The sequence below is a fragment of the Ilumatobacter sp. genome (assembly GCF_965215205.1).
Taxonomy (GTDB): Bacteria; Actinomycetota; Acidimicrobiia; order Acidimicrobiales; family Ilumatobacteraceae; genus Ilumatobacter_A.
The window spans coordinates 4,009,777-4,035,437 of record NZ_OZ244049.1 but is presented as its reverse complement, the minus strand read 5'-3'; the positions used below and the strand labels follow the sequence as shown (position 1 = coordinate 4,035,437).

Genomic DNA, 25,661 nt, shown 5'->3' with positions numbered 1-25,661 from the left:
ACCATGGACGAGTGGACGCCGAACGTTCGGTGACGCCGGCCCGCGGCGTGGGACCGGGTGACCTCGCGGCGCTGATGCGCGTGATCGAGCGACTCGACGAGCTCGCGGAGACCGCGGAGCTGATGGACGACCACGGCGGGGCCGACCGGTTCCGCGTCGTGGCCGCACGGGCGCGAGCCCAGGCGATGCGCACGCTCGACGACTGAGCCGGTGCGACGACGGTCCCGGCGGGCCGGGGCTCGCGATCGGCGACGTCAGCCGACGATGCCGATGCCGTCGGGGCGGGGGTTGACGCCCTCGACGATCTGGCGAGCCCGCTCGACGACCCCGGGCTTGGAGTCGGCGTGGGTGAGGATCCAGAAGTCGTTCCCGACGACGGCGTCGTGGACGGCGTCCGCGACATCGGCGGAGTCCATCCCCGTGTCGATCAGCTGCTGGATCAGGGACTGGGTCGCCGAGTCCTCGTCGTCGCCACGCAGCTCCGCGGGCATGTTGCGCCGGGAGCTCGCGATGCCGGTGCGCACGAACGCCGGGCACAGCACCGACACGCCGACGTCGTGGCCGCCGATCTGCATCTCCTTCGACAACGTCTCGGACAGGGCCACCACGCCGTACTTGGAGATGTTGTAGGGCCCGAGCATGGCGGGCGAGCCGAGCCCCGCCATCGACGCCGTGTTGACCACGTGGGCCGCCTCGCCGTGGGCGATCATCGCGGGGAGGAAGACCTTGCACCCGTGGATCGGGCCCCACAGGTTGACGTCGATGGTCCATCGCCACCGCTCGAGGTCGTCGGGGTCGGCCACGGCGCCGCCGCTCCCGACGCCCGCGTTGTTGCACAGCAGGTGGACGTGACCGAAGCGCTCCCGGGAGAACGACTCGAGCTCGCGGACCGCATCGAGGTCACGTACGTCGACGTGGTGCGCCGCGACGGTCATCCCGTCGTCGGTCAACGAGGCCCGCGCTGCCTCGAGCGGATCGGGCTCGATGTCGGCGAGCACGACGTTCATCCCGGCCGAGCCGAACCGCCGGGCGAGCGCGAGCCCGATGCCGCTCGCCGCTCCGGTGACCACCGCGGTGCGCCCGTCGAGCTCGCGCATCACAGCCTCCCCGCCAGGAACGACCGGGTGCGTCGGCGCCCCTCGGCGTCGGTCGCGAACTCCGAGGCGACGAGGTGCGTGGCACCCGCCGCCTCGAGCTCGTCGAGGCGACCGGCGCACGTGTCCTCGTCGCCGATGACCGCGAGGTCGGCCGGGCCGTCGAGGCCCTCGCGATCGAGCATCGCCCGGTACGACGGCAGCTCGCCGTAGATCGCGAACGTCCGCGCGGCGGCGTCGCGGGCGGCGTCGACGTCGTCGGTCACCCAGATCGGCATGCCGGCGAAGATCCCCGGCGGCGGTCGATCCGCGTCGGACGCGGCCTCGGAGATCGTCGGCACCGTGAGCGCTGCGAGCGTCGCCGCCCCGGTCATCCAGGTGATCGTCCCGGCGCAGCGCTCGCCGGCGAGGCGGAGCATCTGCGGCCCGAGCGCGGCCAGCACGACCGGCGGCTCGGGGGCATCGATCTCGAGCTCCCCGCGGGCGGTGATCGTCTCGCCGACCGCACGTGCCGCCGCACCGCCCACCAGCGGCATCAGCGCGTCCAGGTACTCACGGGCGTGGCGCACGGGCTTGTCGAACGACATCCCCCACATGCCCTCGACGACCGGTCGGTGCGAGAGGCCGATCCCGAGGGTGAAGCGCCCGTCGGCGAGCAGGCTCGTCGTCATCGCCTGCTCGGCCATCACCATCGGGTGGCGGGGGTAGGTGGGCACCACCGACGTCCCGAAGCGGATCCCGTCGACCCGCCGAGCCGCTGCGCCGATCATGGTCATCGCGTCCGTCTGCTGGACGATCTGGCTGAGCCAGTAGGTGTGGAAGCCGCGCTCGGCGGCGTCGCCGGCGTCGGCGACGAGGGCGTCGAACCCGCGACCCGTCACCCCGGAGAAGATCCCGATGTCCATCGCGCCAGCATGACCCATCGCCGTGCGCCGCTCCCAGTCGACGGCGCGGGGCGCGCGGGTGCGATCAGGTCGGGTCGAAGGAGCGACGGGTCGGCGCCATCGCGCTGGCTCCGGAGCCGTCGTCGCGCACCCCGAGGGTCTGGAAGAGCTGCAGGCCCGCGTCGTCGAAGCCGTTGACCGATCCGCCCATGTACAGCAGCCAGGCCCGAGCGCGCCGCTCACCGACGAGCGCGACGGCGTCGTCCCATCGGGCCTCGAGGTTGTCGACCCAGCAGCGCAGGGTGCGTGCGTAGTGCTCGCGCAGGTTCTCCACGTCGCGCACCTCGAGGCCCGCACGGTGCATGGCGGCGACGGTGTCGCCGAGGTCGAACAGCTCGCCGTCGGGGAAGATGTAGCGACCGACGAAGGAGCTCCTCGACAGCCGCGACCCGCCGAACGACGCGATCGCGTGGTTCATCACCCTCCCGTGCGGGCGCAGCAGCTCGTGCAGCCGCTCGAAGTACTCGTCCATCCGCGCCTCGCCGACGTGCTCGGCCATGCCGATCGACGAGATCGCGTCGAACGGACCGTCGGTGATCTCGCGGTAGTCCTGGATCCGGATCTCGACCCGCTCGGCGAGACCGGCCTCGCCGACGCGGCGCCGGGCGAGCGCCGCCTGCTCGTCGCTGATCGTCACGCCCACCACGTCGACGTCGTGGTGCGCCGCCGCGTGCATCGCCATCGTCCCCCAGCCGCACCCGACGTCGAGCAGTCGGGGCCGGTCCCCGTCGCACGCCGCGCGCACCTCGGGGTCGGCCAGCCCGAGCTTGCGGCAGATCAGCTCGTGCTTGGCTGCCTGCGCCTGCGGCAACGTCGTGTCGGAGGTGACGAAGCGGGCGCACGAGTACGTCATCGCCTCACCGAGGACGAGGCGGTAGAAGTCGTTGCCGACGTCGTAGTGGTGCCCGACGGAGCGCTTGTCGCGCCCGATCGAGTGGCGCAGTCCGCGCGGCACGAGCTCCTCGTCGGGTGGTGGCAGCGGGGTGCCGATCGCGCCGAGCTCCCGAGCGGCGACGATCGTGGCGGGCAGCGCCGACACGCCGACCCCGATCTCGTCGGGCATCGAGGTCTGCAACGCCCGCAACGTCTCGGGGACGGGTCCGGTGACGTCGATGTCGCCGACGACGAACGCCCGGGCGAACCCGAGCTCGCCGGGCGCCCACAGGATCCGTCGCAGCGCGTCGGCCGAGCGCAGGTGGAGGGTGCCGACCGACCGGGCGGGACCGAGCGCCGAGCCGTCCCAGAACTCGAAGCGCACCGGGAGCTCGTCGCCGAGCAGCGCTCGGAGCATCGGATCCATCGTCGTCGCCACCGAGCCGACGACCGGCCCCGGCTCCGGTCCGGTCGGCGGTCCGGTCCGCGTCGGCCTGGCGGGGGCGCTCGTTCGCGCGTCCATCGCTCGAGTCACGTCGTCCTCCTGTGCGCTCGTCTCGTTCCGTCCGGGAGAAGTCTGCCAAGTCCGGAGGGCCCGGCCGGACACGACGACCGCCGGTGGCGAGCGCGCCACCGCGCGTCGTCGCATCGGCGCCGGTCGGCTCGCGGGCGCGGGCGGTCAGCGCGCTCGCTGGTGGCGGAGGGTCCACACGCCGAGCGCCGCGACGAGCAGGAACGACGCCCCCGCCATCTCGGGGATGGTGATGAGACCGAACGCGTCGACCCACTTCGCGGTGCACGGGTTGAAGGGGTCGCAGGAACCCGACTCGGGCGGGAAGAGCTGCTCGCGCACGTGGTACGCCGATGCGAGAGCACCGCCCAGCGCGAGCGGGAGCGCGTAGACGAACACCTGGCGGTCCCGGCGCACCGCCGCGATCGTCAGCACCACCGCCAACGGGTACATCGCGATCCGCTGGTACCAGCACAGCTCGCACGGCCTGAAGCCGGCGCTCTCGGAGAACCACAGGCTGCCGAGGGTCGCGGCCACGGCGACCGCGGCGGCCGCGGCCGTGGCCCACCGCGCCAGCAGGCGACGACCCGACGGGCGCGTCCACGCGACCGCGACGGCGACGGACCCGGCCACCAGCGCGACGACGAACAGCTCGGCCACCCGGTTCGGCTCCATCGCTCCAGTCTCGCCGCGCCGAGCGGCGACGCCACCGCGCCCCGCCCGGTGGGTCCGAGCACGGTCGGTGCATGGAACGCGAACGAGGGGGGTATCGGCTGGCCATGTCCGCCGACACGCCCCCCGACCTGCACGAGATCACCGTGGAGGTCAACTCGACGACCCGCCGTGCCTCGTTCGATCCCGGGACGACGCTGCTCGACGCGCTGCGCGAGGAGTTCTCCCTGACCGGGGCGAAGCCGGTGTGCGAGGTGGGCACCTGCGGGGCCTGCACCGTCCTCGTCGACGACCGCGCCGTCTACTCCTGCCTCACCCTGGCCGCCGAGTGCGACGGCCGCCGCGTCGACACCGTCGAGGGCCTCGCGGACGGCCAGGAGCTGTCCGCGCTGCAACGGTCGTTCGCCGAGTGCGACGCCCTCCAGTGCGGCTACTGCACCCCGGGCCAGCTGATGAGCCTGGAGGGGTTGCGACGATCCGACCGCGAACCGGATCGGGAGGCGATCGAGCACGCGGTCCAGGGCAACCTGTGCCGCTGCGGCGCCTACCGCCACATCCTCGACGCCGCCGAGGCCGCGCTGAGCGCGGGAGCCTCGGCGTGAGCGCCCCGGACGCCTCCGCGGAGACGAGCGCGGCCGATCTCGACGAGTGGACGCCCGAAGCGGACCTCGACGCGGTCGGTTCCTCGATCGAGCGCATCGACGCCGTCGACAAGGTCACCGGGCGCGCCCGGTACACCTCCGACGTGTCCCTGCCCGGCCAGCTCACCGGCGTCATCGTGCGTAGCCCCCACCCCCACGCCGAGGTCACCTCGATCGATCGCGACGCGGCCCTCGCCGTCGACGGCGTGATCGACGTGCTCACGGCCGACGAGGTCGACGGCATCGAGTGGTACGCCGACGACGCCCCCCTCCTGCCGGGCACGGTGCGCTTCGTCGGCGACGAGGTCGCCGTGGTGGTCGGCGTGAGCGGCACCGCCGCCGAGCTCGGCGCGCAGCGGCTCGCGGTCGAGTACCGCACGATCGACTTCCTCACCGACGCCACCCTCGCCGGGACCGACGGCGCGCCCGACCTGCTCGGCGACGAGGAGGCCGACGAGCCCGAGGAGGACGGTCGCGGAGACGTCGACGCCGCGATCGACGACGCCGAGATCGTGCTCGAGGCCACGTACCGGACCCCGGTGCAGGTGCACAACGCGCTCGAGCCCCACGGCAGCGTCGCCGACTGGCGCGGCGACACCCTGACCCTGCACACCTCGACCCAGGGCGTGAACGACGTCCGCGAGCAGATGGCGTCGCGCCTCGGGCTCGACCACAACCACGTGCGCGTCGTGTCGGAGTACATCGGCGGCGGCTTCGGAGCCAAGCAGGTCGCCTGGAAGCCGACGATGCTCGCCGCGCTCGCGTCGAGGCGCACGGGACGCCCGGTGAAGGTGATGAACGAGCGGCGCGGCGAGAACCTCGCCGCCGGCAAGCGCAACGGGACCGTGCAGACCGTGCGCCTCGCCGCCGATCCCGACGGGCGGCTGCTGGCGATCGACGTCGAGGCCCGCGCCGACCGCGGCGCGTACTCGGTGCCGGGCGAGGCCAGCGCGCTGTCGGGCCCCTACCTCCACCTCTACCGCTGCGAGAACGTGCGGACCCGGGTGACGCGGGTGCGCACCGACACCGGCCCGTCCGTGGCGTTCCGCGCCCCGGGCTACGTCGAGTCGACGTTCGTGCTCGAATCGATGATGGACGACCTCGCACGGCGGGTCGACGTCGACCCGATCGAGCTCCGACGCCGCAACCACTCGGCGCGCGATCAGCAGCAGGACCTCGAGTGGTCGCACCCCGACGGGATCCTGCGCTCCTACGAGCGCGTCTCCGAGGAGTCGGGCTGGGACGAGGACGACGCCGGCGGGGACGGTGCGACCGGCGTCCTGCGCGGACGCGGCTTCGCGGCGCACGACTGGATGGCGGCCACCGCGATGCCCCCCGGGCACGCGAGCGTGGAGTTCAACTTCGACGGGTCGATCCACGTGTCGACGTCCTCCCAGGACATCGGCACCGGCACGCGCACCGTGCTCTCCCAGGTGGTCGCCGACGAGATCGGCGTCGACGTGTCGACCGTCCGGTTGTCCCTCGGCGACACCTCGACCGGCCCGCCCGCACCGACCAGCGCCGGCAGCACCACGACGCCGACGATGGCGCCCGCCGTGCGCGCCGCCGCAGTCGACGCGGTGGACAACCTGCTGGCCGCGGCCGCCGAGCACCTGGAGGTCGACGTCGCCACCCTCGTCTTCGACGGCAGCCACCTGCGATCGTCGAGCGACGACGTCGACGACATGACCCTCGCCGAGATCCTCGACGAGCTCTCGCCGCGGATGGTCCACGGGTGGGGGAGCCGGGTCGGGACCGCCGAGGACGTCAGCCCCCGAGCTCAGGGATCGGCCGTCGCCGAGGTGATCGTCGACCCGCTGACCGGCGAGGTGCGCGTCACCGCGGTCACCGTCGCTCCGGACTGCGGGCGGATCCTCAACCGGCGCCTGGCCGACAGCCAGGTGCTCGGCGGGGTGACCCAGGGGATCGGGTTCGCGCTCACCGAGGAGCAGGTCGTCGACCACCGCCTCGGGATCGTCGTCAACCCGGACCTCGACGAGTACCTGCTGCCGACGGTGTCCGACCTCTGCGACGTCCGCCACGCGGCGATCGACATCCCCGACCTGCGGGCCAACGCCCTCGGCACGAAGGGGATCGGTGAGCTGCCGCTGATCGCGGTCCCCGCGGCGATCGCCAACGCGGTCCACGACGCGACGGGCGTCCGGTTCCACGAGCTCCCGCTCACCCGTCGGCGGGTGCTCGAGGCGCTCGCCGAGCGCACGGGCACGGGCGTCCCGGGGAGTCCGCACGACGACGAAGGAGGTGCGTCATGACGATGACACCGGTGACCAGGCACTACGCACGGCGAGGTGAGTTCGACGGGTCACCCGCCCAGGGATCGGGGACGGAGTGGTACGCCGGCGGGACCGACGTGATCCCGCTGTCGCGCACGGGGGTGGTCCACATCGAGACCGTGATCGACCTGAAGGTCGGCGACGACGCGGCCGCCGGCGGACCGGGGACGACGATCGAGCAGGTCGACGGATCGTGGCGCATCGGCGCGCTGACGACCCTCGCCGACCTCGCCGGCCACGACGGGATCGCGGACGACCACCCGGCGATCGGCGACGCGATCTCCCAGGCAGCGACCCTCCAGATCCGCCACCGCGCCACCGTCGGGGGCAACCTGCTCCAGCGTCCGCGTTGCTCGTACTTCCGCGACCCCGAGGTCGCCTGCTGGATGAAGGGCGGCGACAGCTGCCCGGCCGAGGAGGGCCGCAACGAGCACCACGCCCTGGTCGACGAGCCGTGCATCGCGACCCAGCCGTCGGACCTCGCCTCCGTGCTCGTCGCGCTCGACGCCCGGGTCGCGATCTCGGGGGCCGACGGCGACCAGCGCGAGGTCGGCGTCGCCGACCTCCTGCAGCGCCCCAGCGCCGAGCGGCGATCGCTGCACACGTTGCAGGCCGGCGAGCTGATCACGTCGGTCAGCGTCCCCGCCGCCACGGCCGGACGGCGCAGCACCTACCTCAAGGCGATGGATCGGGCGGTGTGGCAGTTCGCGCTCGTCGGGGTGGCGGTCGTCGTCGATCTCGACGACGACTCGACCGTCACGGCTGCGTCGCTCGTCGCGTCCGGGTTGGACTCGGTCCCACGCCCGCTCGTCGCGGCCGCCGACTCCCTCGTCGGGTCGTCGCTGGGCGACGACTCGATCGCGGCCTGCGCGGCGCTCGCCGACGACGGCCTCGTCGCGCGCAGCGAGAACGGCTACAAGCGGATCCTGGTGAGCGGGCTGGTGCGACGCGCGCTCGAGGCGATCGCGACCTGACGACGCGTCCCCCCGGGTGCCGTGGGGAGCGGGCGACCGCTCCCCACCGTGCTCGTCCGCGACTCGCTGCTCGGCGTGCGCGGTGGCCGACGAACCCGGGCGGCGGCTCCGACGCGGAGCTCAGGTGTCGAGTTCGGTGACCGTCATCGAGATGCCCTCGCCGACTCGTTCGAGCCGCACCATCTGACCGAACTCGATCTCCGACCAGTCGTCGCGGCTCTCGGTCAGCGGCTCGGACGCGAAGATCGCCGAGGTGGCCTCGTCGGCGGACGTCACGTCGACGTCGTAGGACCGCTCGTACTCCTCGAAGTTCCGTCCCGTCATCACGTACATCGGCTCGAGGAGCATCGAGAGCGAGTGGTCGTCGGTCCCCGGCTCGGCCTCGCCGAGCTCCCGCCAGTCGCCGGCCGGGTGGGCCTCACCGTCGTGGCCCAGGCCGTAGTTGACCCCGATGATGCGGTTACGTGCGACCAGCGCCACCTTCAGCTTGGTCAGCGCGGTGAGATCGAGTCGCTCCATCGCGCGGCCGATGACGCGGAGCATCTCCTCGAAGCCCCGCTGCACCTCGTCGTCGCCGTCGCCCTCGAGCAGCGAGAGGAGCAGCACGTACAGGAACTCGGTGTCGGTCGTGCCGCGCATCTGCTCCAGGAACTCGTCGTCGCAGTGCGCGAGCAGCTCGCGCTGCAGCAGCTGCCACCGCGGCAGCGAACCGTTCTGGGCCATGATGAACGGCGTCCCGCCGAACGAGAACGGGTGGCAGTTCTCGTCCACGAGGACCGTGCCGGCGTCGTACGCGGCCGCTCGCACGTGGGCGAGCAGGGTGCTCGCCTGCAAGCTCGGGATGATCCCCTCGGCGTTGTCGTCGTAGAACGCGGCCATCGGACGTCGGTACCGCAGGGGCTCCTCCGGCTCCAGCAGGTGCTCGCTCCACGCTCCGAACCCCCATCCCGCCAACTGCAGCAGCGGGTGCATCTCGGGGTCGAGCGTCTGGTTGACCAGGCTGTTCTCGGGCGACAGCAGCAGGCTCGCGCACGGGATCTCCGGCCCGACGTAGGCGAGAACTCTGCACATGGACGGCTCCTCGGTGGACGGGCGCGCAGGGGATCCGGCGAGCGGGGCCCGGTGTGCCCCGAACGAGGTGCGCTCAACCACGATCCCGAGCACGCATCCCGATCGGGGGACCCGACCGGGCCGACGACCGCCGTCTCCTCCGGAGCGCCCCGTCTCGATCGAGGTGACGGGCGACGGTCCCGGGTGTCGCCTCGACCCCGTGGGATCGGTCGCGGACCGCAGCGTCAGCCGAGGCCGGGAACCCGCGCGTACGCGGGGAGGGCGGGCTGGCCGCCGAGGTGGCAGTACATCACCCGGCTGCCGGCGGGGATCTCCCCGGAGCGCACCATCCCGATCAGGCCGGCCATCGACTTGCCCTCGTACACCGGGTCCGTGAGCATCCCCTCGGTCCGCGCGCACAGGTGGATCGCCTCGATCGTGCCCTCGTCGGGGATGCCGTAGGCGGGCCCCTCGTAGCCGGCCACGACGGTGATCTCGTCGTCGCGCAGGTCTCGCCCCACCTCGATCGCGTCCGCGGTGGAGCGTGCGATGCGGCTGACCTGGTCGAGGGTCGCGCCGAGGGTGGCCGAGGCGTCGATCCCGACGACGCGCCGGTCGTCGCGGTCCTCCAGGGCGAACCCGGCGATCATCCCGGCGTGGCTCGAACCCGTGACCGAGCACACCACGACGTGGTCGAAGAACACCTCGAGCTCGGCTTCCTGCTGCGCGAGCTCGACGGCCCAGTTCGCGAAGCCCAGGCCGCCGAGGGGGTGGTCGGAGGCCCCGGCCGGGATCGCGTAGGGCGTGCCGCCGGCCTCCTCGACCGAGGCGATCGCCTCCTTCCAGCTGTCGCGCACGCCGATGTCGAAGCCGGCGGGGTCGATCCGCACGTCGCCGCCCATGATCCGGGTGAGCTGGATGTTGCCGACCGTGTCGTAGATGTCGTCGTCCCAGTCGACCCACCCCTCCTGGACCGTGACGCAGCCGAGCCCGAGGTGGCGTGCCACGCCGGTGACCTGGCGGGTGTGGTTGGACTGGATCCCCCCGATCGACACGAGGGTGTCGCACCCGGTGGCCAGGACGTCGGCCACCAGGTACTCGAGCTTGCGCACCTTGTTGCCGCCGAACGCGATGCCCGAGTTGCAGTCCTCGCGCTTGGCCCAGATCTCGACGTCGCCGCCGAGCGCCTCGGACAGCCGCGGGAGGGGGTGGATCGGCGACGGGCCGAAGAGCAGGGGGTGGCGGGGGAAGTCGGCGAGGGCCATCGACGGATCTTCGCACGGGACGGGCCGCCCCCCAGGCGTCCGTGCGAGAGTGGGGCGGTGAGCGACCTCGACACGCTGCGCTCGATCGAACGACGGGTGCTGTGGCTCGCCACGCGGATGATCGATCACGCCAACCGGCGCGACGACGCCGATGCGGACGTGGGGGGTGTGAAGGTCGGCGGTCACCAGGCGTCGTGCGCGTCGATCGTGTCGATCATGACGGCGCTGTGGTTCGGCCACCTCGACGGAGCCGACAAGGTCGCCGTCAAACCCCACGCGTCGCCGGTGTACCACGCGATCAAGTACCTCACCGGCGAGCTCGACCGCTCGTACCTCACGACCCTGCGCCAGCGCGGCGGCCTGCAGGCCTACCCGTCGCGCACCAAGGACCCCGACGTCGCCGACTTCTCCACCGGCTCGGTCGGGCTCGGCGCGGTGGCGCCGCTGTTCAGCGCCCTGACGCGGCGCTACATCGATTCGCACTTCGGCGACCGGCCCCGCTCGCGGTTCATCTCGCTGGTCGGCGACGCCGAGCTCGACGAGGGCAACGTGTGGGAGGCGATCGCGGACCCGGCCACGCAGGGCCTCGGCGACTTCACGATGATCGTCGACCTCAACCGCCAGAGCCTCGACCGGGTGATCCCCGACATCGCCGCGACCCGGTTGATGCGGTTCTTCGCCGACGCCGGGTGGCACGTCGCGGAGGCCAAGTACGGGTCACGGCTGCGCGCGGCCTTCGACGCCGACGGGGGCGACGCGCTGCGCGCGCACCTCGACGAGATGCCGAACGAGGCGTACCAGCGCCTGTTCGGCCTCGACGGCGACGAGTTGCGCCGCACCTTCCTCGACGGTGCCGACCCGGCGGTCGGTCGCCTCGCGGACCACCACGACGACGACGAGCTGAAGGCGCTGATCACCGATCTCGGAGGTCACGACCTCGGCCTCCTGCTCGAGACGTTCCGAGGGTGCGACGAGGTGGAGGATCGACCGTCGGTGGTGTTCGCGTCGACGATCAAGGGCTACGGGCTGCCGATGGCGGGCGATCCGCTGAACCACGCCGCCCAGCTCCCCGCCGAGCGCATCGACGAGCTGCGCGCCGAGGTCGGCCTCGACGCCGCGAGCGAGTGGGACCGCTTCGATCCCGACTCGCCCGAAGGGACCCGATGTCGCGAGGTGGGCGGGGAGATCAACAACGCCCGGCCGGTCCCGCGACCCCAGGTCGCCGTGCCGGTCGCGGCGCGGGGCGTGTCCACGTCGGGATCCACGTCGACCCAGGAGGCCTTCGGACGGGTGCTCGCCGGCCTCGCCGACGTCGACGGCGTCGCCGAGCGCCTGGTCACGGCGGCCCCGGACGTGTCGATCTCCACCAACCTCGGCGGCTTCATCAACAAGCGCGGGGTCTACTGGCACACCGAGCGCGACGACCACGGGGGCGCCGACCGCCTGCTCTCGTGGGCGCCCGGCCCGTCCGGCCAGCACATCGAGCTCGGCATCAGCGAGATGAACCTGTTCACGCTCCTCGGCCAGCTCGGTCTCGGCCACGAGCACCACGGCCGCCACCTGCTCCCCGTCGGCACCGTCTACGACCCCTTCGTGCTGCGCGGCCTCGATGCGTTGATCTACGCGCTGTACAACGGGAGCCGCTTCGTCGTCGCCGGCACCCCGGCCGGGGTGACGCTGGCGCCGGAGGGCGGCGCCCACCAGTCGACGATCACCGCCTCGGTGGGCGCCGAGCTGCCCGGCCTGGTCGCCCACGAACCCGCCTACGCCACGGAGGTCGACTGGCTGCTGTGCGACGCGCTGGCCCGGCTGTCGCACCCCGACGGCGAGAGCGCGTACCTGCGGCTGTCGACGCGCGCCATCGACCAGGCCCCGTTCGGCGCGGTCCTCGACCGACTCGGGCACGACCGGTTGCGCTCCCAGGTGCTCGCGGGCGGCTACCGCCTCGTCGAGGGTCCGCCCGACGGGCGCCCCGGCGTCACGGTGGTGACGACCGGGGTGATGGCCCCCGAGGCGATCGAGGCGGCGCGCTCGCTCGACGACGAGGGCGTCGCGGTCTCCGTCGTCCACCTGACCAGCGCCGACCGGGCCTACCGCAGCTGGCGCGACGGCTTCGCCCGGTCGACGGCGTCGGCGCGCGTGGTGCGCCGCCCCAGCCAGCTGCACCGGCTGGTCCCGCCCGACGAGCGGCGTCGCCCGGTCGTGAGCGTCCACGACGCGGCGAGCCACAGCCTCGCCTGGATCGGTTCGGCCCTCGGCACCCGCCAGTACGCGCTCGGCGTCGACCGCTTCGGCGAGTCCGGCACGATCGCGGATCTCCACGAGCTCTGCGGGATCGACGCCGGCAGCATCGTCAACGCCGCCCTCGTCGCGATCAGCGAGGCCGAGCCCACCGTCGACGACGCGCGACCGGCCGCCCACGAGACCGATCGGTCCTGCTGACGACGCGCCGGGCCGGGATCGTTAGCGTCGCCGCGATGGGTGTGCAACTGGCCAAGTCCGCGATCGACCTCGGCATCGTGGTCGAGCAGAGCGAGCGCTCGCTCGAGTTCTACGTGGGGCTCCTCGGCCTCGAGCACGTCGGCGACATGGCGATGCCGATCGGGGGCGGGGGCACGATGCACCGGATCCGGTGCGGCGACTCGTTGCTCAAGCTGGTCTGCTTCGACTCGACGCCGGCCGCCGCCGCGCCCGGCGGCATCCCCGGGGCGCTGGGCTTGCGCTACGTGACGTTGATCGTGTCGAACCTCGACGAGATGGTGAGCGCCTGCGAGGAGTCCGGGGTCACGGTCGTCACCGCGGCCACCGAGATCCGTGCCGGCGTGCGCATCGCGATCGTCGCCGATCCCGACGGCAACTGGGTCGAGTTCGTCGAGGGCTCGTAGGGCTCACGAACCCCCGGCGGGCGACCGCGCGCGCGACCTGGGCACGTCGTGCGGCCACCTCGGCCCGCCGAGCTCCGTCACCGGGACCCCGATCGTCCGGAGGTCGATCGAACACGACCTCGGAGCGGGTGCTAGCCCGGACGGGTGCCATCACCTGCGACCACCTGTCCCCCGACCGCCCCCGCCCCGACCGTCGGCTCCCACGACCGGAGCGCCCGATGATCGGCGACTGGTTGTGGACGACGTGGACCGAGGCGTGGCTCGCGGTCGTCTCGGCGATCGCGATCCTGGTCGCGCTGATCGCCGTGATCCGCGTGGTCGGCCTGCGCTCGCTGTCGAAGATGTCGAGCTTCGACTTCGCGGTGACCGTCGCGATGGGCTCGATCGTGGCCGGGGTCTCGTCGTCGTCGACCTCGCTCGTCCACGGCGTCATCGCGGTCGCGACCCTCCTCGGAGCGCAGGCGACGATCGCCGTCCTCCGTCGCCGCACCCGGCTGTCGGACGTCGTCGACAACCAGCCGATGTTCCTGATGTGGGAGGGCGAGTTCGTGGAGGCGTCGATGGCCTCCGGTCGGGTCACCCGCAGCGACGTCGTCGCGAAGCTCCGGGAGGCGAACGTGCTCGACCGGTCCCAGGTGCGCGCCGTGGTGCTGGAGACGACGGGCGACGTGAGCGTGCTCCACGGCGACGAGCCGCTCGACGACCTCGTCCTCGAGGGGATCGCGCCGCTGAGCTGAACGAGGTGCGCCGACGCCGCCCGGTGGCGATCGGCGTGACCCACGCTGCTGTTTCGCCGCCGGGAGGGTCGGGAACGGCTGACCGGTGACCGATGCTCGACCCCCCGCCGCCCGTCGCACCTGGGTGGGGCGCCCGTTCCCCCTCGGGGCCACCTACGACGGCTCCGGGACGAACTTCTCGCTGTTCTCGAGCGTCGCGGACGGCGTCGAGCTGTGCCTGCACGGCGACGGGGCCGACGACCGCGACGTCGAGCGCATCTCGCTGACCGAGGTCGACGGCCACATCTGGCACACCTACCTCCCCGACGTCCGCCCCGGGCAGCGCTACGGGTACCGCGTCCACGGCCCCTGGGACCCCGAGCGCGGCCTGTGGTGCAACCCGTCCAAGCTCCTGCTCGACCCGTACGCGAAGGCGATCGACGGCAGGATCGACTGGGATCCCGCGTGCTTCGGCTACGACTTCGACGAGCCCCTCGTCCGCAACGACGACGACAGCGCCCCCCACGTGTGGAAGGCCGTCGTCGGCGACGCGTTCTTCGACTGGGGCAACGACCGACCGCCGGACGTTGCGCTCCACGAGACCGTGATCTACGAGGCCCACGTCCGCGGCCTGACCATGCAGCACCCCGCGGTCCCCGACTCCCTGCGCGGCACCTACGCGGGCATCGCCCACCCGGCGGTCGTCCAGCACCTGCGCGACCTCGGGATCACCGCGATCGAGCTGATGCCGGTCCACCAGTTCGTCAACGACCACCACCTCGTCGAGCGCGGCCTGACCAACTACTGGGGCTACAACTCGATCGCGTTCCTCGCCCCGCACAACGACTACACCTCCTCGGCCGCCCTCGGGCAGATCCAGGAGTTCAAGACGATGGTCAAGGCGCTGCACGCGGCGGGCATCGAGGTCATCCTCGACGTGGTCTACAACCACACCGCGGAGGGCAACCACTTCGGTCCGACGTTGTCGATGCGCGGCATCGACAACCGGGCGTACTACCGGCTGATGGAGGACGACCCCCGGTACTACCTGGACTTCACCGGGACGGGCAACAGCTTGAACATGCGCCACCCGCACGTGCTCCAGCTGATCATGGACAGCCTGCGCTACTGGGTGCTCGAGATGCACGTCGACGGGTTCCGCTTCGATCTCGCGTCCACGCTGGCCCGCGAGCTGCACGACGTCGATCGCCTGTCGGCCTTCTTCGACCTCGTCCAGCAGGATCCGGTCGTGTCCCAGGTGAAGCTGATCGCCGAGCCGTGGGACGTCGGCGAGGGCGGCTACCAGGTCGGCAACTTCCCGCCCCAGTGGTCGGAGTGGAACGGCCAGTACCGCGACACCATCCGCGACTACTGGCGCGGCGAGCCCTCGGCGCTGGCCGAGTTCGGCTCGCGCTTCACCGGCAGCTCGGACCTCTACCAGGCCGACACCCGGCGACCGACGGCGTCGATCAACTTCGTGACCGCCCACGACGGCTTCACGATGCTCGACCTCGTGTCGTACGACGAGAAGCACAACGACGCCAACGGCGAGGACGGCAACGACGGCGAGTCGCACAACCGCTCGTGGAACCACGGGGTCGAGGGCGAGACCGACGATCCGCGCATCGTCGAGCTGCGCGCCCGCCAGCGGCGCAACTTCATGACCACGCTGATGCTCAGCCAGGGCGTGCCGATGATCGTCGGCGGCGACGAGCTCGGTCACACCCAGCACGGCAACAACAACGTCTACTGCCAGGACAACGAGCTGTCGTGGTACCCGTGGGGCGACGACGCCGATCAGGAGTTCCTCGAGTGGTGCCGCCGCGTGATCGCGTTCCGCGCCGCTCACCCGGTGTTCCGTCGGCGCCGCTGGTTCCAGGGTCGCCGCATCCGCGGGATCGAGGATCTGGCGTGGTTCCGCCCGGACGGGATCGAGATGACCGACGAGGACTGGGAGACCGGTTACGCCCGTTCGATCGGGGTCTTCGTCAACGGCACTACCATCCCCACGACGGACACCTACGGTGAGCGCATCGTCGACGACACCTTCCTGCTGCTGTTCAACGCCAGCCCCGAGGCGATCGGGTGGCGGATCCCGGGACCCGAGTGGGGCCGCCGGTGGACGGTCGACCTCGACACCGCGGAGCCGCGACGCGGGGCGAAGCGGACGGTCAACGTCAAGCCGTCGGAGGACTTCATGGTCGTCGAGCGGTCGCTGCTCGTGCTGCGCTCCACGCGGCCCCCGCGCCGGTCCCCCGACGTCGGGCGCCCCTCGATCGGTCGGCGACGCACCGATGCCGCCGATCTCGACGCCTCCGATCTCGACGCCTCCGCGGTGCGATCGCCGAACGACGGCTCCGCGGCGCCGGTCGACGCCGAGCCCGGGACCGCACCCGCCGACGAGCTCGCGCCCCCCGCCGATCCGCCGCCCTCCGGGGACGGCCCGCCGACCGACGACTCCCAGGAGGACGATCGATGACCTCACGCCCGCGCCGCCGCCGCACGCGCACCGACGACACCGCCGAGGCGGCCGATGGCCGGTCCGACGATCCGCGCTCGTCGACCGGGCGACGCCCCGACGCCGCCCCGACCACCCCGATGGACGCGCCGGCCGGGGCGGGCGGCGCCGGCGCGTCGGGTTCGCGCTCGTGGTCCGCGCCCGACACGGCGACCGCCGCCACGCCCGCGGCGATGCCGGTCGACCGACCGTCGCGCACCGTCGTCGAACCGGTCGCGCCGGTCGTCGACGACGGGCGCTTCGCCGCGAAGGCGTCGCTGGGACGACCGCTGTCGATCCGCGCCGACGTGTTCACCGACGGCCACGACGTCGTGTTCGCCGAGGTCGCGCTCACCCCCGACCCCACCCACCAGCCGGCCGCGGACGGCACGTCGACGACCGTGGCGATGCGTGCGCTCGGCAACGACCGCTTCGTGGCGGTCGTCGTCCCGGACCGGCTCGGCCGCTGGACCTACGACGTCCACGGCTGGGTCAGCCACGCCGAGACCTGGCGGCGGGGGACCGTCGCCAAGGACGAGGCCGGCGTCGACGTGACCGTGGAGGCCGCGATCGGCGTCGAGCTCGTCGAGGCGATGGTCGGCGAGCCGCGTGCCGCGGCCACCTCCGACGACCTGGAGGCGTTGCGCGCCCTGCGCGACCGCCTCGCCGACGGCGACGTCTCCACGATCGACGACGACGGGTGGGCCGAGGTGTTCCACCGCGCCGAGCGGCGCGACGCCGACCACCTCGATCGACCGCTGCGCATCGACGTCGACCCGGTCCTCGCGACCGTCGGCTCGTGGTACTCGTTCTTCCCGCGCTCCACCGCGGACGGTCGCACCGAGGGCTCCGCGACCCTGCGCGACGCGATCGACCGCCTCGACCACATCGACGAGATGGGCTTCGACGTGGTGTACATCCCTCCCGTCCACCCGATCGGGCGGACCAACCGCAAGGGGCGCAACAACTCGACCCACGCCGAGCCGGGCGACGTCGGCAGCCCGTACGCGATCGGCTCCGCCGAGGGAGGCCACTTCTCGGTCGCCCCCGAGCTCGGCACGGTCGACGACGTCGCCGCTCTCGCCGCCGCCTGCAGCGACCGCGGGATGCACCTCGCGATCGACATCGCGTTCAACTGCTCCCCGGACCACCCGTGGGTCGCGGAGCACCCCGAGTGGTTCACCGCGCGCCCCGACGGCACGATCCAGTTCGCCGAGAACCCCCCGAAGCGGTACGAGGACATCTACCCGCTGGACTTCGAGTCGTCCGACTGGCAGGGCCTGTGGCGCGAGCTCGCCGACGTGTTCCGCTTCTGGATCGACCACGGGGTCACGATCTTCCGCGTCGACAACCCGCACACCAAGTCGTTCGCGTTCTGGGACTGGGCGCTGTCGACGATCCGCGCCGATCACCCCGAGGCGATCTTCCTGTCGGAGGCGTTCACCCGTCCACGGGTGATGCAGCGGCTCGCCAAGGTCGGCTTCAACCAGTCGTACACCTACTTCGCGTGGAGGCACACCAGCGCCGAGCTGCGTGAGTACTTCGAGGAGCTCGCCACCGAGACGATCGACTTCATGCGGCCCAACGCGTGGCCCAACACCCACGACATCCTCACCGAGCACGTCCAGACGGGTGGGCGAGCGGGGTTCGTCAGCAGAGCGGTGCTCGCCGCCACCCTGTCGCCGAGCTGGGGGGTGTACGGGCCCGTCTACGAGCTGATGGAGACCGCGCCGCGCGAGGGAGTCGAGGACTACCTCGACTCCGAGAAGTACGAGGTCCGCCACTGGGACCTGGACCGCGCCGACAGCCTCGCCCCGGTCCTCGGGCGACTGAACGCGATCCGGCGCGCGCACCCCGCGCTGGGAGACCTCGCGTCGGTCCGCTTCCACGGCGCCGACGACGACGCCCTGCTGTGCTTCACCAAGACCGACCCGGCCGGCGAGGGCGACCCCGTGCTGGTCGTCGTCAACGTCGACCCGCACCGCCGCGCCGCCGGCTTCGTCGACGTCGACCTCGCCGCGATCGGGCTGCCCTACGAGACGGACTACGACGTGGTCGACCACCTGGGCGGAGCCACCTTCCGCTGGTCGGGCGCCCGCAACTACGTCGAGCTGTCACCCGACGGGCCGATGGCCCACGTGTTCACCGTGCGCAGCGACGCCGCCTCGACCGATGGAGGAGCCTCCTGATGCCCGCACCCACCACCACGTCGCACCGGGCGACCCCGGCCGAGTCGTCCCCCGTCACGCCCGGGACGTCGTCCGACTGGTTCAAGGACGCGATCATCTACGAGCTGCACGTGCGCGCGTTCGCCGACTCGAACGGCGACGGCATCGGCGACATCGACGGCCTGCGCAGCCGGCTCGACTACCTCGCGGACCTCGGCGTCAACGCGATCTGGCTGCTCCCGTTCTACCCCTCGCCCGGGCGCGACGACGGCTACGACATCGCCGACTACTGGACGGTCAACCCCGACTACGGGACGACGCGCGCGTTCAAGCGGCTGCTCGACGCCGCCCACGAGCGCGGGATCCGCGTGATCACCGAGCTGGTGATCAACCACACGAGCGACCAGCACCCGTGGTTCGAGCGCGCCCGGAACGCCCCGGCCGGCTCGGCCGAGCGCGACTTCTACGTGTGGACCGACGACCCGACCGAGTACGCCGACGCACGGATCATCTTCCAGGACTTCGAGACGTCGAACTGGACGTGGGACCCCGTCGCCGGGCAGTACTTCTGGCACCGCTTCTACTCCCACCAGCCCGACCTCAACTTCGACAACCCCGCCGTCGAGGAGGCGGTGCTCGAGGTGCTCGACCACTGGCTGGACATGGGGGTCGACGGGCTGCGCCTCGACGCGGTGCCCTACCTCTACGAGCGCGAGGGCACCTCGTGCGAGAACCTCCCCGAGACCCACGACGCGCTCAAGCGCATGCGTGCCCACATGGACGCGAAGTACGAGGGCCGGATGCTGCTCGCCGAGGCGAACCAGTGGCCCGAGGACGCGGCGGCCTACTTCGGCGACGGCGACGAGTGCCACATGAACTTCCACTTCCCGGTGATGCCGCGGCTGTTCATGTCCGTGCAGATGGAGAACCGCACCCCGATCATCGACATCCTCGAGCAGACGCCCGAACCCCCGGAGGGCTGCCAGTGGGCGACCTTCCTGCGCAACCACGACGAGCTCACCCTGGAGATGGTCACCGAGGAGGAGCGCGACCTCATGCTGCGGGCCTACGCCCGTGACGCGGAGATGCGCATCAACCTCGGCATCCGCCGCCGGCTCGCCCCCCTGCTCGGCAACGACCGACGCAAGATCGAGCTGCTCAACGCGCTGCTCTTCTCGCTGCCGGGGACGCCGGTGCTGTACTACGGCGACGAGATCGGGATGGGCGACAACGTCTACCTCGGCGACCGCGACGGGGTGCGCACCCCGATGCAGTGGACGGCGGACCGCAACGCGGGGTTCTCGACCTCGAACCCGCACCGGCTGTACCTCCCGTTGATCACCGAGCAGGAGTACCACTGGGAGTCGATCAACGTCGAGACCCAGTCGGAGAACCCGGCCTCGCTGCTGTCGTGGATGCGCCAGCTGATCGCCCTGCGCAACCGCCACCCGGTCCTCGGGCGGGGGAGCATCACGTTCCACGAGCCGGAGAACCCCCACGTCCTCGCGTTCACCCGGGAGATGCCCGGAGCGGCTCCGATGCTCTGCGTCGCGAACCTGTCGCGGCTCGCCCAGCACGTCGAGCTCGACCTGACCGAGCACATGGGCGCCACCCCGATCGAGGTGTTCGGACGCAACCGGTTCGCGCCGATCGGCGAACTGCCCTACTACCTGACCCTCGTTCCCTACGGCTTCTTCTGGTTCTCCCTCGAGGGGGCCGAGCAGACCGTGGAGCGTGGCGACGTCCCCCACCTGTCGGGCACCCTCGAGGAGGTCGCCCGTCGACGTGCCTCGCTCACCCGCGCCCTCGCGGACTGGCTGCCCGACCGCCGTTGGTTCGCGGGCAAGGACCGCAGGGTCCGTGAGGTCAAGGTGGAGAGCACCGTCCCGCTCCCCGACGACGTCGTCATGGCCGGCGTGGTGGTGTCGTTCACCGAGGGCGACGACCAGCGCTACGCCGTCCCCCTGCTGCGGATCACCGCCGAGACGGCGACGACCGTGGAGAACCTGCACGCCTCGACCGTCGTCGCGCGCCTCGACGACGGGGCCCTCCTCGTCGACGCGATGAGCGACGCCCGCGGCGCGGCGTGCATCATCTCCCACGCCCTCGCCGCTCGGACCCACGAGCAGGGCTCGGGGCGCGTCATCGGCCGGGCGTTCGGATCCGACGGGGTGGCCCTGCCGGGCCCCGACGACGCCGACGCCGGCTCCGGCGCGAGCGACGACGGCGCGACCTCCGACACGGCGATCGACTGGCACTCGGTGACCATCCTCGGCGTGGAGCAGTCGAACTCGTCGGCGATCGTCGACCTCGGTGACCGCCGCCTGATCGCGAAGCTGATCCGCCGCGTCGAGGCCGGGGTGAACCCGGACGTCGCGCTGCCGCTGCACCTCTCCCGGATCGGCTTCGAGGAGGCCCCGGCGCTCGCCGCGACCCTCGACGCGAAGATCCCCGGGGAGCGGGCGCCGGCGACCGTGCTCGTCGTCCACGAGGCGATCCCCCACGAGAGCGACCTGTGGGTGCGGATGCTCGACGACCTGTCGCTGGCGATCGACCGCGACGTCCTCTTCCACGACCCGGCCGACAGCCGCGGCTCGGGGTCGTCGAGCGCGGCGTCGTCGATGACGTCGTCGATCGCCGACCTCCTCGGGCAGCGGACCGCCGAGCTGCACCGGGCGCTCGCGTCCGGCGACGGCGACGACATGGTCCCCGAGCCGTTCACTCTGCAGTGGCAGCGCTCGATCGTGCAGACGGTCCGCAACTCGGTGCGCGCCACCCAGCGCGAGCTGAAGCGGCACCGCCGGTCGAACGAGCTCTCCGCCGCCGACGCGGCGCTGGTCGAGACCGTCGTCGAGCGCGGCGACGAGCTCATCTCGCGCTTCGACGCGCTCGCCACGGCCAAGATGCTCGCGAAGCGCATCCGGATCCACGGCGATCTGCACCTCGGGCAGATCCTGTGGACCGGCCACGACGTCGTCTTCATCGACTTCGAGGGGGAGCCGGGCCAGCCGATGGGGCAGCGCTCCATCAAGCGCTCGCCGCTCGGTGACGTCGCCGGCCTGCTGCGGTCGCTGGACTACGCCGGCCGGGTCGCCGTCGACACCGCGATCGAGCGCGGCCGCGTCGGCGACGCCGAGCGCTCGTCGGTCGAGGCGTGGCGGGCCACGTGGACCGCCGAGATGCAGGACCGCCTCCTCGATGCGTACCGCTCCACGATCGCCGGCTCCGAGCTCGTCCCGGACGACCCCGCCGACATGCGGCTCCTGCTCGAGGTGTACATGGTCACCAAGAGCCTGTACGAGGTGCGCTACGAGCTCGCCAACCGGCCCCGCTGGGTCGGGTGGCCGCTCCAGGCGGTCGTCGAGATGATCGGCGGCGGCCCGTCGTGATCAGCGACGCCCTGCGCCGTCGAGCCGTCGAGCTCGGCGTCGACGTGGAGTACGAAGACGTCGACCAGGTGGTCCACGACGCCGACGAGGCCGTGGTCGAGCGCGTCGTCGAGGTGCTCGACGAGGACAGCTCGCGCGCCTCGGGCGGGATCGTCGAGCCGATCCACCTCGACCCGCGGCGCGCGATCCGGGTGGCGGGACGCGTCGACGACGTGGAGCTGCGCGTCGGCGGGGTTCCCGTCGCGGTCACCACCGAGACCTCCGGCAGCGGCGGCGACGTCGTCGGGACGATCTCCCTCCCCGACGATCTCCCGACCGGGTGCCACGAGCTCGAGGTCGTCTCGGACGGGTCGTCGTCGCGGTGCCTCGTCGTCGTCGCCCCGGCGACGATGCCGGGCGCCGATCCGTCGGAGCTCGCGAGCAGCCTCTTCGTCCCGGCGTACGCGCTGTGGGAGAGCGACGACCCGCTGCCGTCGTTCGGCCACCTGCGCTCCCTCGCCGAGCAGCTCCCGCGCCACGGCGTCGACGTGCTCGCGACCCTCCCGCTGTACGCGACCTTCCTCGACGACCCGTTCGATCCGAGCCCGTACTCGCCGATCAGCCGCCTGCACTGGAACGAGGTGTACCTCGACGACGCCTCGCTCCCCGACGCGCCGCTGCCGACGATCGCGGCCGGGGGAGAGCTCGACTGGCGCGCGCTCGCCGCACGCCGGCGCCGCCAGCTCGTGCAGGCCGCGCTCGAGGCCGCCGACGACGTCGTCGAGGAGCTCGCGCAGTTCGCGGCGGCCCACCCCGACGTCGGCTCCTACGCCCGGTTCATGGCCGAGCGCGAGTCGGGCGGCGACGAGGTCGTCGAGCGCTCCCACGTCCTCGCCCAGTACCTCGCCGATGCCGAGCTCGGCCGGATCAGCGCGGCGGACGGTTCGGCGGCGCTCTCGCTCGACCTGCCGATCGGCTCGCACCCCGACGGTCACGAGACGTGGGCCCACCCCCACCTGTTCGCCGAGTCGATGTCGGTCGGCGCCCCTCCCGACACGTTCTTCACCGAGGGGCAGGACTGGGGGTTCCCACCCCAGCTTCCCGGTGCGATGCGCTCGAGCGGGTACGAGCTGTGGCGCCAGATGGTCGCCCGAGCCGGACGCCACGCCGACATGCTGCGCATCGACCACGTGATGGCCGTCCACCGGCTGTGGTGGATCCCCGACGGCGCACCGGCCGATCGCGGCGTGTACGTGCGCTACCCCCACGACGAGCTGCTCGCGGTGATCGCCGCCGAGGCCGCCGCGGCCGACGTCGCGATCGTCGGCGAGAACCTGGGCACCGTGCCTCCGGCCGTCGATGCGGCGCTGGAGGAGTGGCAGGTGCTCGGGATGCACGAGGAGCAGTTCCACCTCGGCGCCGACCGTCTCGACGCCGTGCCGCCGCGGACCGTCGCCGGGGTGCGCACCCACGACATGGCGCCGTTCGCGACGGTGGAGGTGCCCGAGGGGTACCGCTCCCTGATCGGCGCGGATCCCGACGAAGCGACCCTCGACGCCGTGCTGCGCCGCCTGGCGGCGAGCGACGCGCAGGTGGTCGTCGCCGACCTCGACGACCTCCTGGACGAGACCCGGCCGCACAACCTCCCCGGTCGCGTGGTGCCCGGCATCTGGAGCCGCCGCCTCGACGCCCCCCTGTCGCGGACGCTGGCCGACGAGCGCGTCGGCCGCCGCCTGCGACTCCTCGAAAGGACGACACGATGACGAACGACGCCGAACGCCACCTGGGCGAGCTGGACCTCTTCCTGTTCGGGGAGGGCACGCACCGCTACCTGCACCGCTCCTTCGGCGTGCAGCCCGGCGACGGCGGCGCGCGGTTCGCCGTCTGGGCGCCCAACGCCCGTGGCGTGGCCGTCACCGGCACGTTCGACGGGTGGGAGCACCACCACGACCTCACCGGCAGCGACTCGGGGGTGTGGAGCGGCTGGGTCGACGGCGCGTCGATCGGCGACCGCTACCTGTACCGGGTGACCGGCACCGACGGCCGGGTCGTCGAGAAGTCCGACCCCGTCGGAGCCGCAGCCGAGGAGGCGCCGGGGATCTCGTCGATCATCGCCGATCTCGACCACACGTGGGCCGACGGGGAGTGGATGGAGGCGCGGGGCGAACGGATCGCCCTCGACGCGCCGGTGTCGATCTACGAGGCCCACCTCGGCTCGTGGGGGCGTCACCTCACCGAGGGCCGCCGGTTCCCGCGCTACGACGAGATGGCCGACCCGCTCGCGGACCACGTGCTCGCCCACGGCTTCACCCACGTCGAGTTCCTCCCGATCATGGAGCACCCGTTCTACGGGTCGTGGGGCTACCAGACGACCGGGTTCTTCGCGCCGACGGCGCGCTACGGCAGCCCCACCGACCTCATGGCGATGATCGACCGGCTGCACCAGCGCGGCGTGGGCGTGATCCTCGACTGGGTGCCGTCGCACTTCCCGACCGACGACCACGGCCTCTACGAGTTCGACGGCACCCACCTGTTCGAGCACGCCGACCCCCGTCAGGGCTACCACCCCGACTGGAACTCGGCCATCTTCAACTACAGCCGCAACGAGGTCCGCTCGTTCCTCGTCTCGAGCGCGATGTGCTGGCTCGACCGGTACCACGTCGACGCGCTGCGCGTCGACGCCGTCGCCTCGATGCTGTACCTCGACTACTCGCGCCAGGAGGGCGAGTGGATCCCGAACGAGTTCGGCGGGCGCGAGAACCTCGACGCCATCGTCTTCCTGCGCCAGCTCAACGAAGCGGTGTACGGCGAGTTCGGCGACGTCGCGACGATGGCCGAGGAGTCCACGTCGTGGCCGATGGTCAGCCGGCCGACCTACGTCGGCGGCCTCGGGTTCGGGAACAAGTGGGACATGGGTTGGATGCACGACACCCTCGCCTACCTCCAGGAGGACCCGATCAACCGCCGCTGGCACCACGGCGAGATCACCTTCCGGTCCGTCTACGCGGCCACCGAGCACTTCGTGCTGCCGCTCAGCCACGACGAGGTCGTGCACGGCAAGGGGTCGCTGCTGGGCAAGATGCCCGGCGACGAGTGGCAGCAGTTCGCGAACCTCCGGCTGCTCTACGCGATGCAGTGGTCGCAACCCGGCAAGAAGCTGCTGTTCATGGGCGGCGAGCTCGCCACGCGCAGCGAGTGGGGCCACGACTCCACCCTCGACTGGGGCCTCCACGACGCCGAGATGCACTCCGGGGTGCGTCGCCTGCTCGCGGAGCTCAACGCGCTGTACGCCCGCGAGCCGGCGCTGCACCGCGGTGACAGCAGCTCGGAGGGGATGCGCTGGGTCGAGGGCGGCGACGCCGAGCGCAGCGTCTACGCGTGGCTGCGCCTCGACCCGCCCGACCACGACGACGACGTCGCGCAGGGCGGCTCCGGCGACGGTGCCGAACCGGCTCGCCCGATCCTGGTGGTGCACAACGCGACGCCCGAACCCCAGCACAACTACCGCATCGGGGTGCCCACCAGCGGCCGCTGGGAGGAGCTGCTCAACTCCGACGCCGTCGACTTCGGCGGCAGCGGGGTGGGCAACCACGGCGGCGTCGCGACGCACCCCGTCGACGCCCACGGCTTCCACCACTCGATCGTCGTCAGCATCCCCCCGCTCGGTTCGATCTTCCTCGCGCCGGCCGTGGCGGGCGTCGGGTCGTGA

18 protein-coding genes are annotated in these 25,661 nt (G+C 72.1%); 12 read left to right on the top strand and 6 right to left on the bottom strand.

Annotated features, from left to right (window positions below; translation table 11 throughout):
* The first annotated feature begins 11 nt into the window (after positions 1-11).
* Complete coding sequence (locus ACOOHC_RS18960) at positions 12-206, top strand: hypothetical protein (RefSeq protein ID WP_420451926.1); 195 nt, start codon at positions 12-14, stop codon at positions 204-206.
* A 48-nt stretch (positions 207-254) separates the two neighbouring features.
* Here ACOOHC_RS18960 and ACOOHC_RS18955 read toward each other — a convergent pair whose 3' ends face one another.
* The 4 genes from ACOOHC_RS18955 to ACOOHC_RS18940 all read right to left on the bottom strand — a co-directional run bounded on the left by ACOOHC_RS18955 (position 255) and on the right by ACOOHC_RS18940 (position 4,097).
* Positions 255-1,097 (bottom strand): SDR family NAD(P)-dependent oxidoreductase, encoded by an 843-nt coding sequence (locus tag ACOOHC_RS18955; RefSeq protein WP_420451925.1) that lies wholly within the window; start codon positions 1,095-1,097, stop codon positions 255-257.
* The gene (locus ACOOHC_RS18950) at positions 1,097-1,999 is read right to left on the bottom strand and encodes a TIGR03564 family F420-dependent LLM class oxidoreductase (protein ID WP_420451924.1); all 903 of its coding nucleotides are present in this window, start codon (positions 1,997-1,999) and stop codon (positions 1,097-1,099) included. Before ACOOHC_RS18950 ends, ACOOHC_RS18955 begins: the two co-directional genes overlap by 1 nt.
* A 64-nt stretch (positions 2,000-2,063) precedes the next feature.
* The gene (locus tag ACOOHC_RS18945; RefSeq protein ID WP_420451923.1) at positions 2,064-3,329 is read right to left on the bottom strand and encodes a class I SAM-dependent methyltransferase; all 1,266 of its coding nucleotides are present in this window, start codon (positions 3,327-3,329) and stop codon (positions 2,064-2,066) included.
* A gap of 261 nt (positions 3,330-3,590) precedes the next feature.
* Positions 3,591-4,097, bottom strand: coding sequence for a disulfide bond formation protein B (locus ACOOHC_RS18940; protein WP_420451922.1), 507 nt, complete (start codon positions 4,095-4,097; stop codon positions 3,591-3,593).
* 71 nt (positions 4,098-4,168) lie between these two features.
* On the opposite strand from ACOOHC_RS18940, the gene ACOOHC_RS18935 reads away from it, so the two are divergent.
* From ACOOHC_RS18935 to ACOOHC_RS18925, 3 genes are read left to right on the top strand one after another with little or no spacing between them, the layout of a single operon-like run.
* Positions 4,169-4,696: a (2Fe-2S)-binding protein gene (locus tag ACOOHC_RS18935; protein WP_420451921.1), complete on the top strand. Its 528-nt coding sequence runs from the start codon at positions 4,169-4,171 to the stop codon at positions 4,694-4,696.
* Positions 4,693-7,008 (top strand): xanthine dehydrogenase family protein molybdopterin-binding subunit, encoded by a 2,316-nt coding sequence (locus ACOOHC_RS18930; RefSeq protein WP_420451920.1) that lies wholly within the window; start codon positions 4,693-4,695, stop codon positions 7,006-7,008. The genes ACOOHC_RS18935 and ACOOHC_RS18930 overlap by 4 nt, the downstream gene beginning before the upstream one ends.
* Positions 7,005-8,003 (top strand): FAD binding domain-containing protein, encoded by a 999-nt coding sequence (locus tag ACOOHC_RS18925; protein WP_420451919.1) that lies wholly within the window; start codon positions 7,005-7,007, stop codon positions 8,001-8,003. Before ACOOHC_RS18930 ends, ACOOHC_RS18925 begins: the two co-directional genes overlap by 4 nt.
* Before the next feature lie 120 nt (positions 8,004-8,123).
* On the opposite strand, the gene ACOOHC_RS18920 is transcribed toward ACOOHC_RS18925, so the two are convergent.
* Both ACOOHC_RS18920 and ACOOHC_RS18915 read right to left on the bottom strand, forming a co-directional pair.
* Complete coding sequence (locus ACOOHC_RS18920) at positions 8,124-9,074, bottom strand: class II glutamine amidotransferase (RefSeq protein WP_420451918.1); 951 nt, start codon at positions 9,072-9,074, stop codon at positions 8,124-8,126.
* Between the two features lie 224 nt (positions 9,075-9,298).
* Positions 9,299-10,318, bottom strand: coding sequence for a 1-aminocyclopropane-1-carboxylate deaminase (locus ACOOHC_RS18915; protein ID WP_420451917.1), 1,020 nt, complete (start codon positions 10,316-10,318; stop codon positions 9,299-9,301).
* 117 nt (positions 10,319-10,435) lie between these two features.
* Between ACOOHC_RS18915 and ACOOHC_RS18910 the strand changes: the two genes are divergently transcribed.
* The 8 genes from ACOOHC_RS18910 to glgB all read left to right on the top strand — a co-directional run bounded on the left by ACOOHC_RS18910 (position 10,436) and on the right by glgB (position 25,661).
* Complete coding sequence (locus tag ACOOHC_RS18910) at positions 10,436-12,760, top strand: transketolase-like TK C-terminal-containing protein (RefSeq protein ID WP_420453830.1); 2,325 nt, start codon at positions 10,436-10,438, stop codon at positions 12,758-12,760.
* Between the two features lie 35 nt (positions 12,761-12,795).
* Positions 12,796-13,203 carry a VOC family protein gene (locus tag ACOOHC_RS18905; protein WP_420451916.1) on the top strand — a complete coding sequence of 136 codons (408 nt, stop codon included), beginning with the start codon at positions 12,796-12,798 and terminating at the stop codon, positions 13,201-13,203.
* Positions 13,204-13,421: 218 nt separating this feature from the next.
* On the top strand, positions 13,422-13,940 hold the full coding sequence (locus ACOOHC_RS18900) for a DUF421 domain-containing protein (RefSeq protein WP_420451915.1): 519 nt from the start codon (positions 13,422-13,424) through the stop codon (positions 13,938-13,940).
* Between the two features lie 85 nt (positions 13,941-14,025).
* On the top strand, positions 14,026-16,398 hold the full coding sequence (gene glgX / locus ACOOHC_RS18895) for a glycogen debranching protein GlgX (protein ID WP_420451914.1): 2,373 nt from the start codon (positions 14,026-14,028) through the stop codon (positions 16,396-16,398).
* Positions 16,395-18,605: an alpha-1,4-glucan--maltose-1-phosphate maltosyltransferase gene (locus tag ACOOHC_RS18890; protein ID WP_420451913.1), complete on the top strand. Its 2,211-nt coding sequence runs from the start codon at positions 16,395-16,397 to the stop codon at positions 18,603-18,605. The genes glgX and ACOOHC_RS18890 overlap by 4 nt, the downstream gene beginning before the upstream one ends.
* A complete protein-coding gene (gene treS, locus ACOOHC_RS18885) occupies positions 18,605-21,973 on the top strand; it encodes a maltose alpha-D-glucosyltransferase (protein WP_420451912.1) in 3,369 nt (1,122 codons plus the stop codon). Before ACOOHC_RS18890 ends, treS begins: the two co-directional genes overlap by 1 nt.
* The gene (locus ACOOHC_RS18880) at positions 21,970-23,715 is read left to right on the top strand and encodes a 4-alpha-glucanotransferase (RefSeq protein WP_420451911.1); all 1,746 of its coding nucleotides are present in this window, start codon (positions 21,970-21,972) and stop codon (positions 23,713-23,715) included. The genes treS and ACOOHC_RS18880 overlap by 4 nt, the downstream gene beginning before the upstream one ends.
* Positions 23,712-25,661 (top strand): 1,4-alpha-glucan branching protein GlgB, encoded by a 1,950-nt coding sequence (glgB, locus tag ACOOHC_RS18875; RefSeq protein WP_420451910.1) that lies wholly within the window; start codon positions 23,712-23,714, stop codon positions 25,659-25,661. The genes ACOOHC_RS18880 and glgB overlap by 4 nt, the downstream gene beginning before the upstream one ends.

What these genes read in the sequence shown, in the direction of transcription:
- ACOOHC_RS18910 (WP_420453830.1), top strand. Translation starts at nt 10,436, where the DNA reads ATGATCGATCACGCCAACCGGCGCGACGACGCCGATGCGGACGTGGGG.
- treS (WP_420451912.1), top strand. Translation starts at nt 18,605, where the DNA reads ATGCCCGCACCCACCACCACGTCGCACCGGGCGACCCCGGCCGAGTCG.
- ACOOHC_RS18935 (WP_420451921.1), top strand. Translation starts at nt 4,169, where the DNA reads ATGGAACGCGAACGAGGGGGGTATCGGCTGGCCATGTCCGCCGACACG.
- ACOOHC_RS18905 (WP_420451916.1), top strand. Translation starts at nt 12,796, where the DNA reads ATGGGTGTGCAACTGGCCAAGTCCGCGATCGACCTCGGCATCGTGGTC.
- ACOOHC_RS18945 (WP_420451923.1), bottom strand. Translation starts at nt 3,329, where the DNA reads ATGCTCCGAGCGCTGCTCGGCGACGAGCTCCCGGTGCGCTTCGAGTTC.
- glgB (WP_420451910.1), top strand. Translation starts at nt 23,712, where the DNA reads ATGACGAACGACGCCGAACGCCACCTGGGCGAGCTGGACCTCTTCCTG.
- ACOOHC_RS18955 (WP_420451925.1), bottom strand. Translation starts at nt 1,097, where the DNA reads ATGCGCGAGCTCGACGGGCGCACCGCGGTGGTCACCGGAGCGGCGAGC.
- ACOOHC_RS18925 (WP_420451919.1), top strand. Translation starts at nt 7,005, where the DNA reads ATGACGATGACACCGGTGACCAGGCACTACGCACGGCGAGGTGAGTTC.
- ACOOHC_RS18915 (WP_420451917.1), bottom strand. Translation starts at nt 10,318, where the DNA reads ATGGCCCTCGCCGACTTCCCCCGCCACCCCCTGCTCTTCGGCCCGTCG.
- ACOOHC_RS18950 (WP_420451924.1), bottom strand. Translation starts at nt 1,999, where the DNA reads ATGGACATCGGGATCTTCTCCGGGGTGACGGGTCGCGGGTTCGACGCC.
- ACOOHC_RS18890 (WP_420451913.1), top strand. Translation starts at nt 16,395, where the DNA reads ATGACCTCACGCCCGCGCCGCCGCCGCACGCGCACCGACGACACCGCC.
- ACOOHC_RS18940 (WP_420451922.1), bottom strand. Translation starts at nt 4,097, where the DNA reads ATGGAGCCGAACCGGGTGGCCGAGCTGTTCGTCGTCGCGCTGGTGGCC.
- ACOOHC_RS18900 (WP_420451915.1), top strand. Translation starts at nt 13,422, where the DNA reads ATGATCGGCGACTGGTTGTGGACGACGTGGACCGAGGCGTGGCTCGCG.
- ACOOHC_RS18920 (WP_420451918.1), bottom strand. Translation starts at nt 9,074, where the DNA reads ATGTGCAGAGTTCTCGCCTACGTCGGGCCGGAGATCCCGTGCGCGAGC.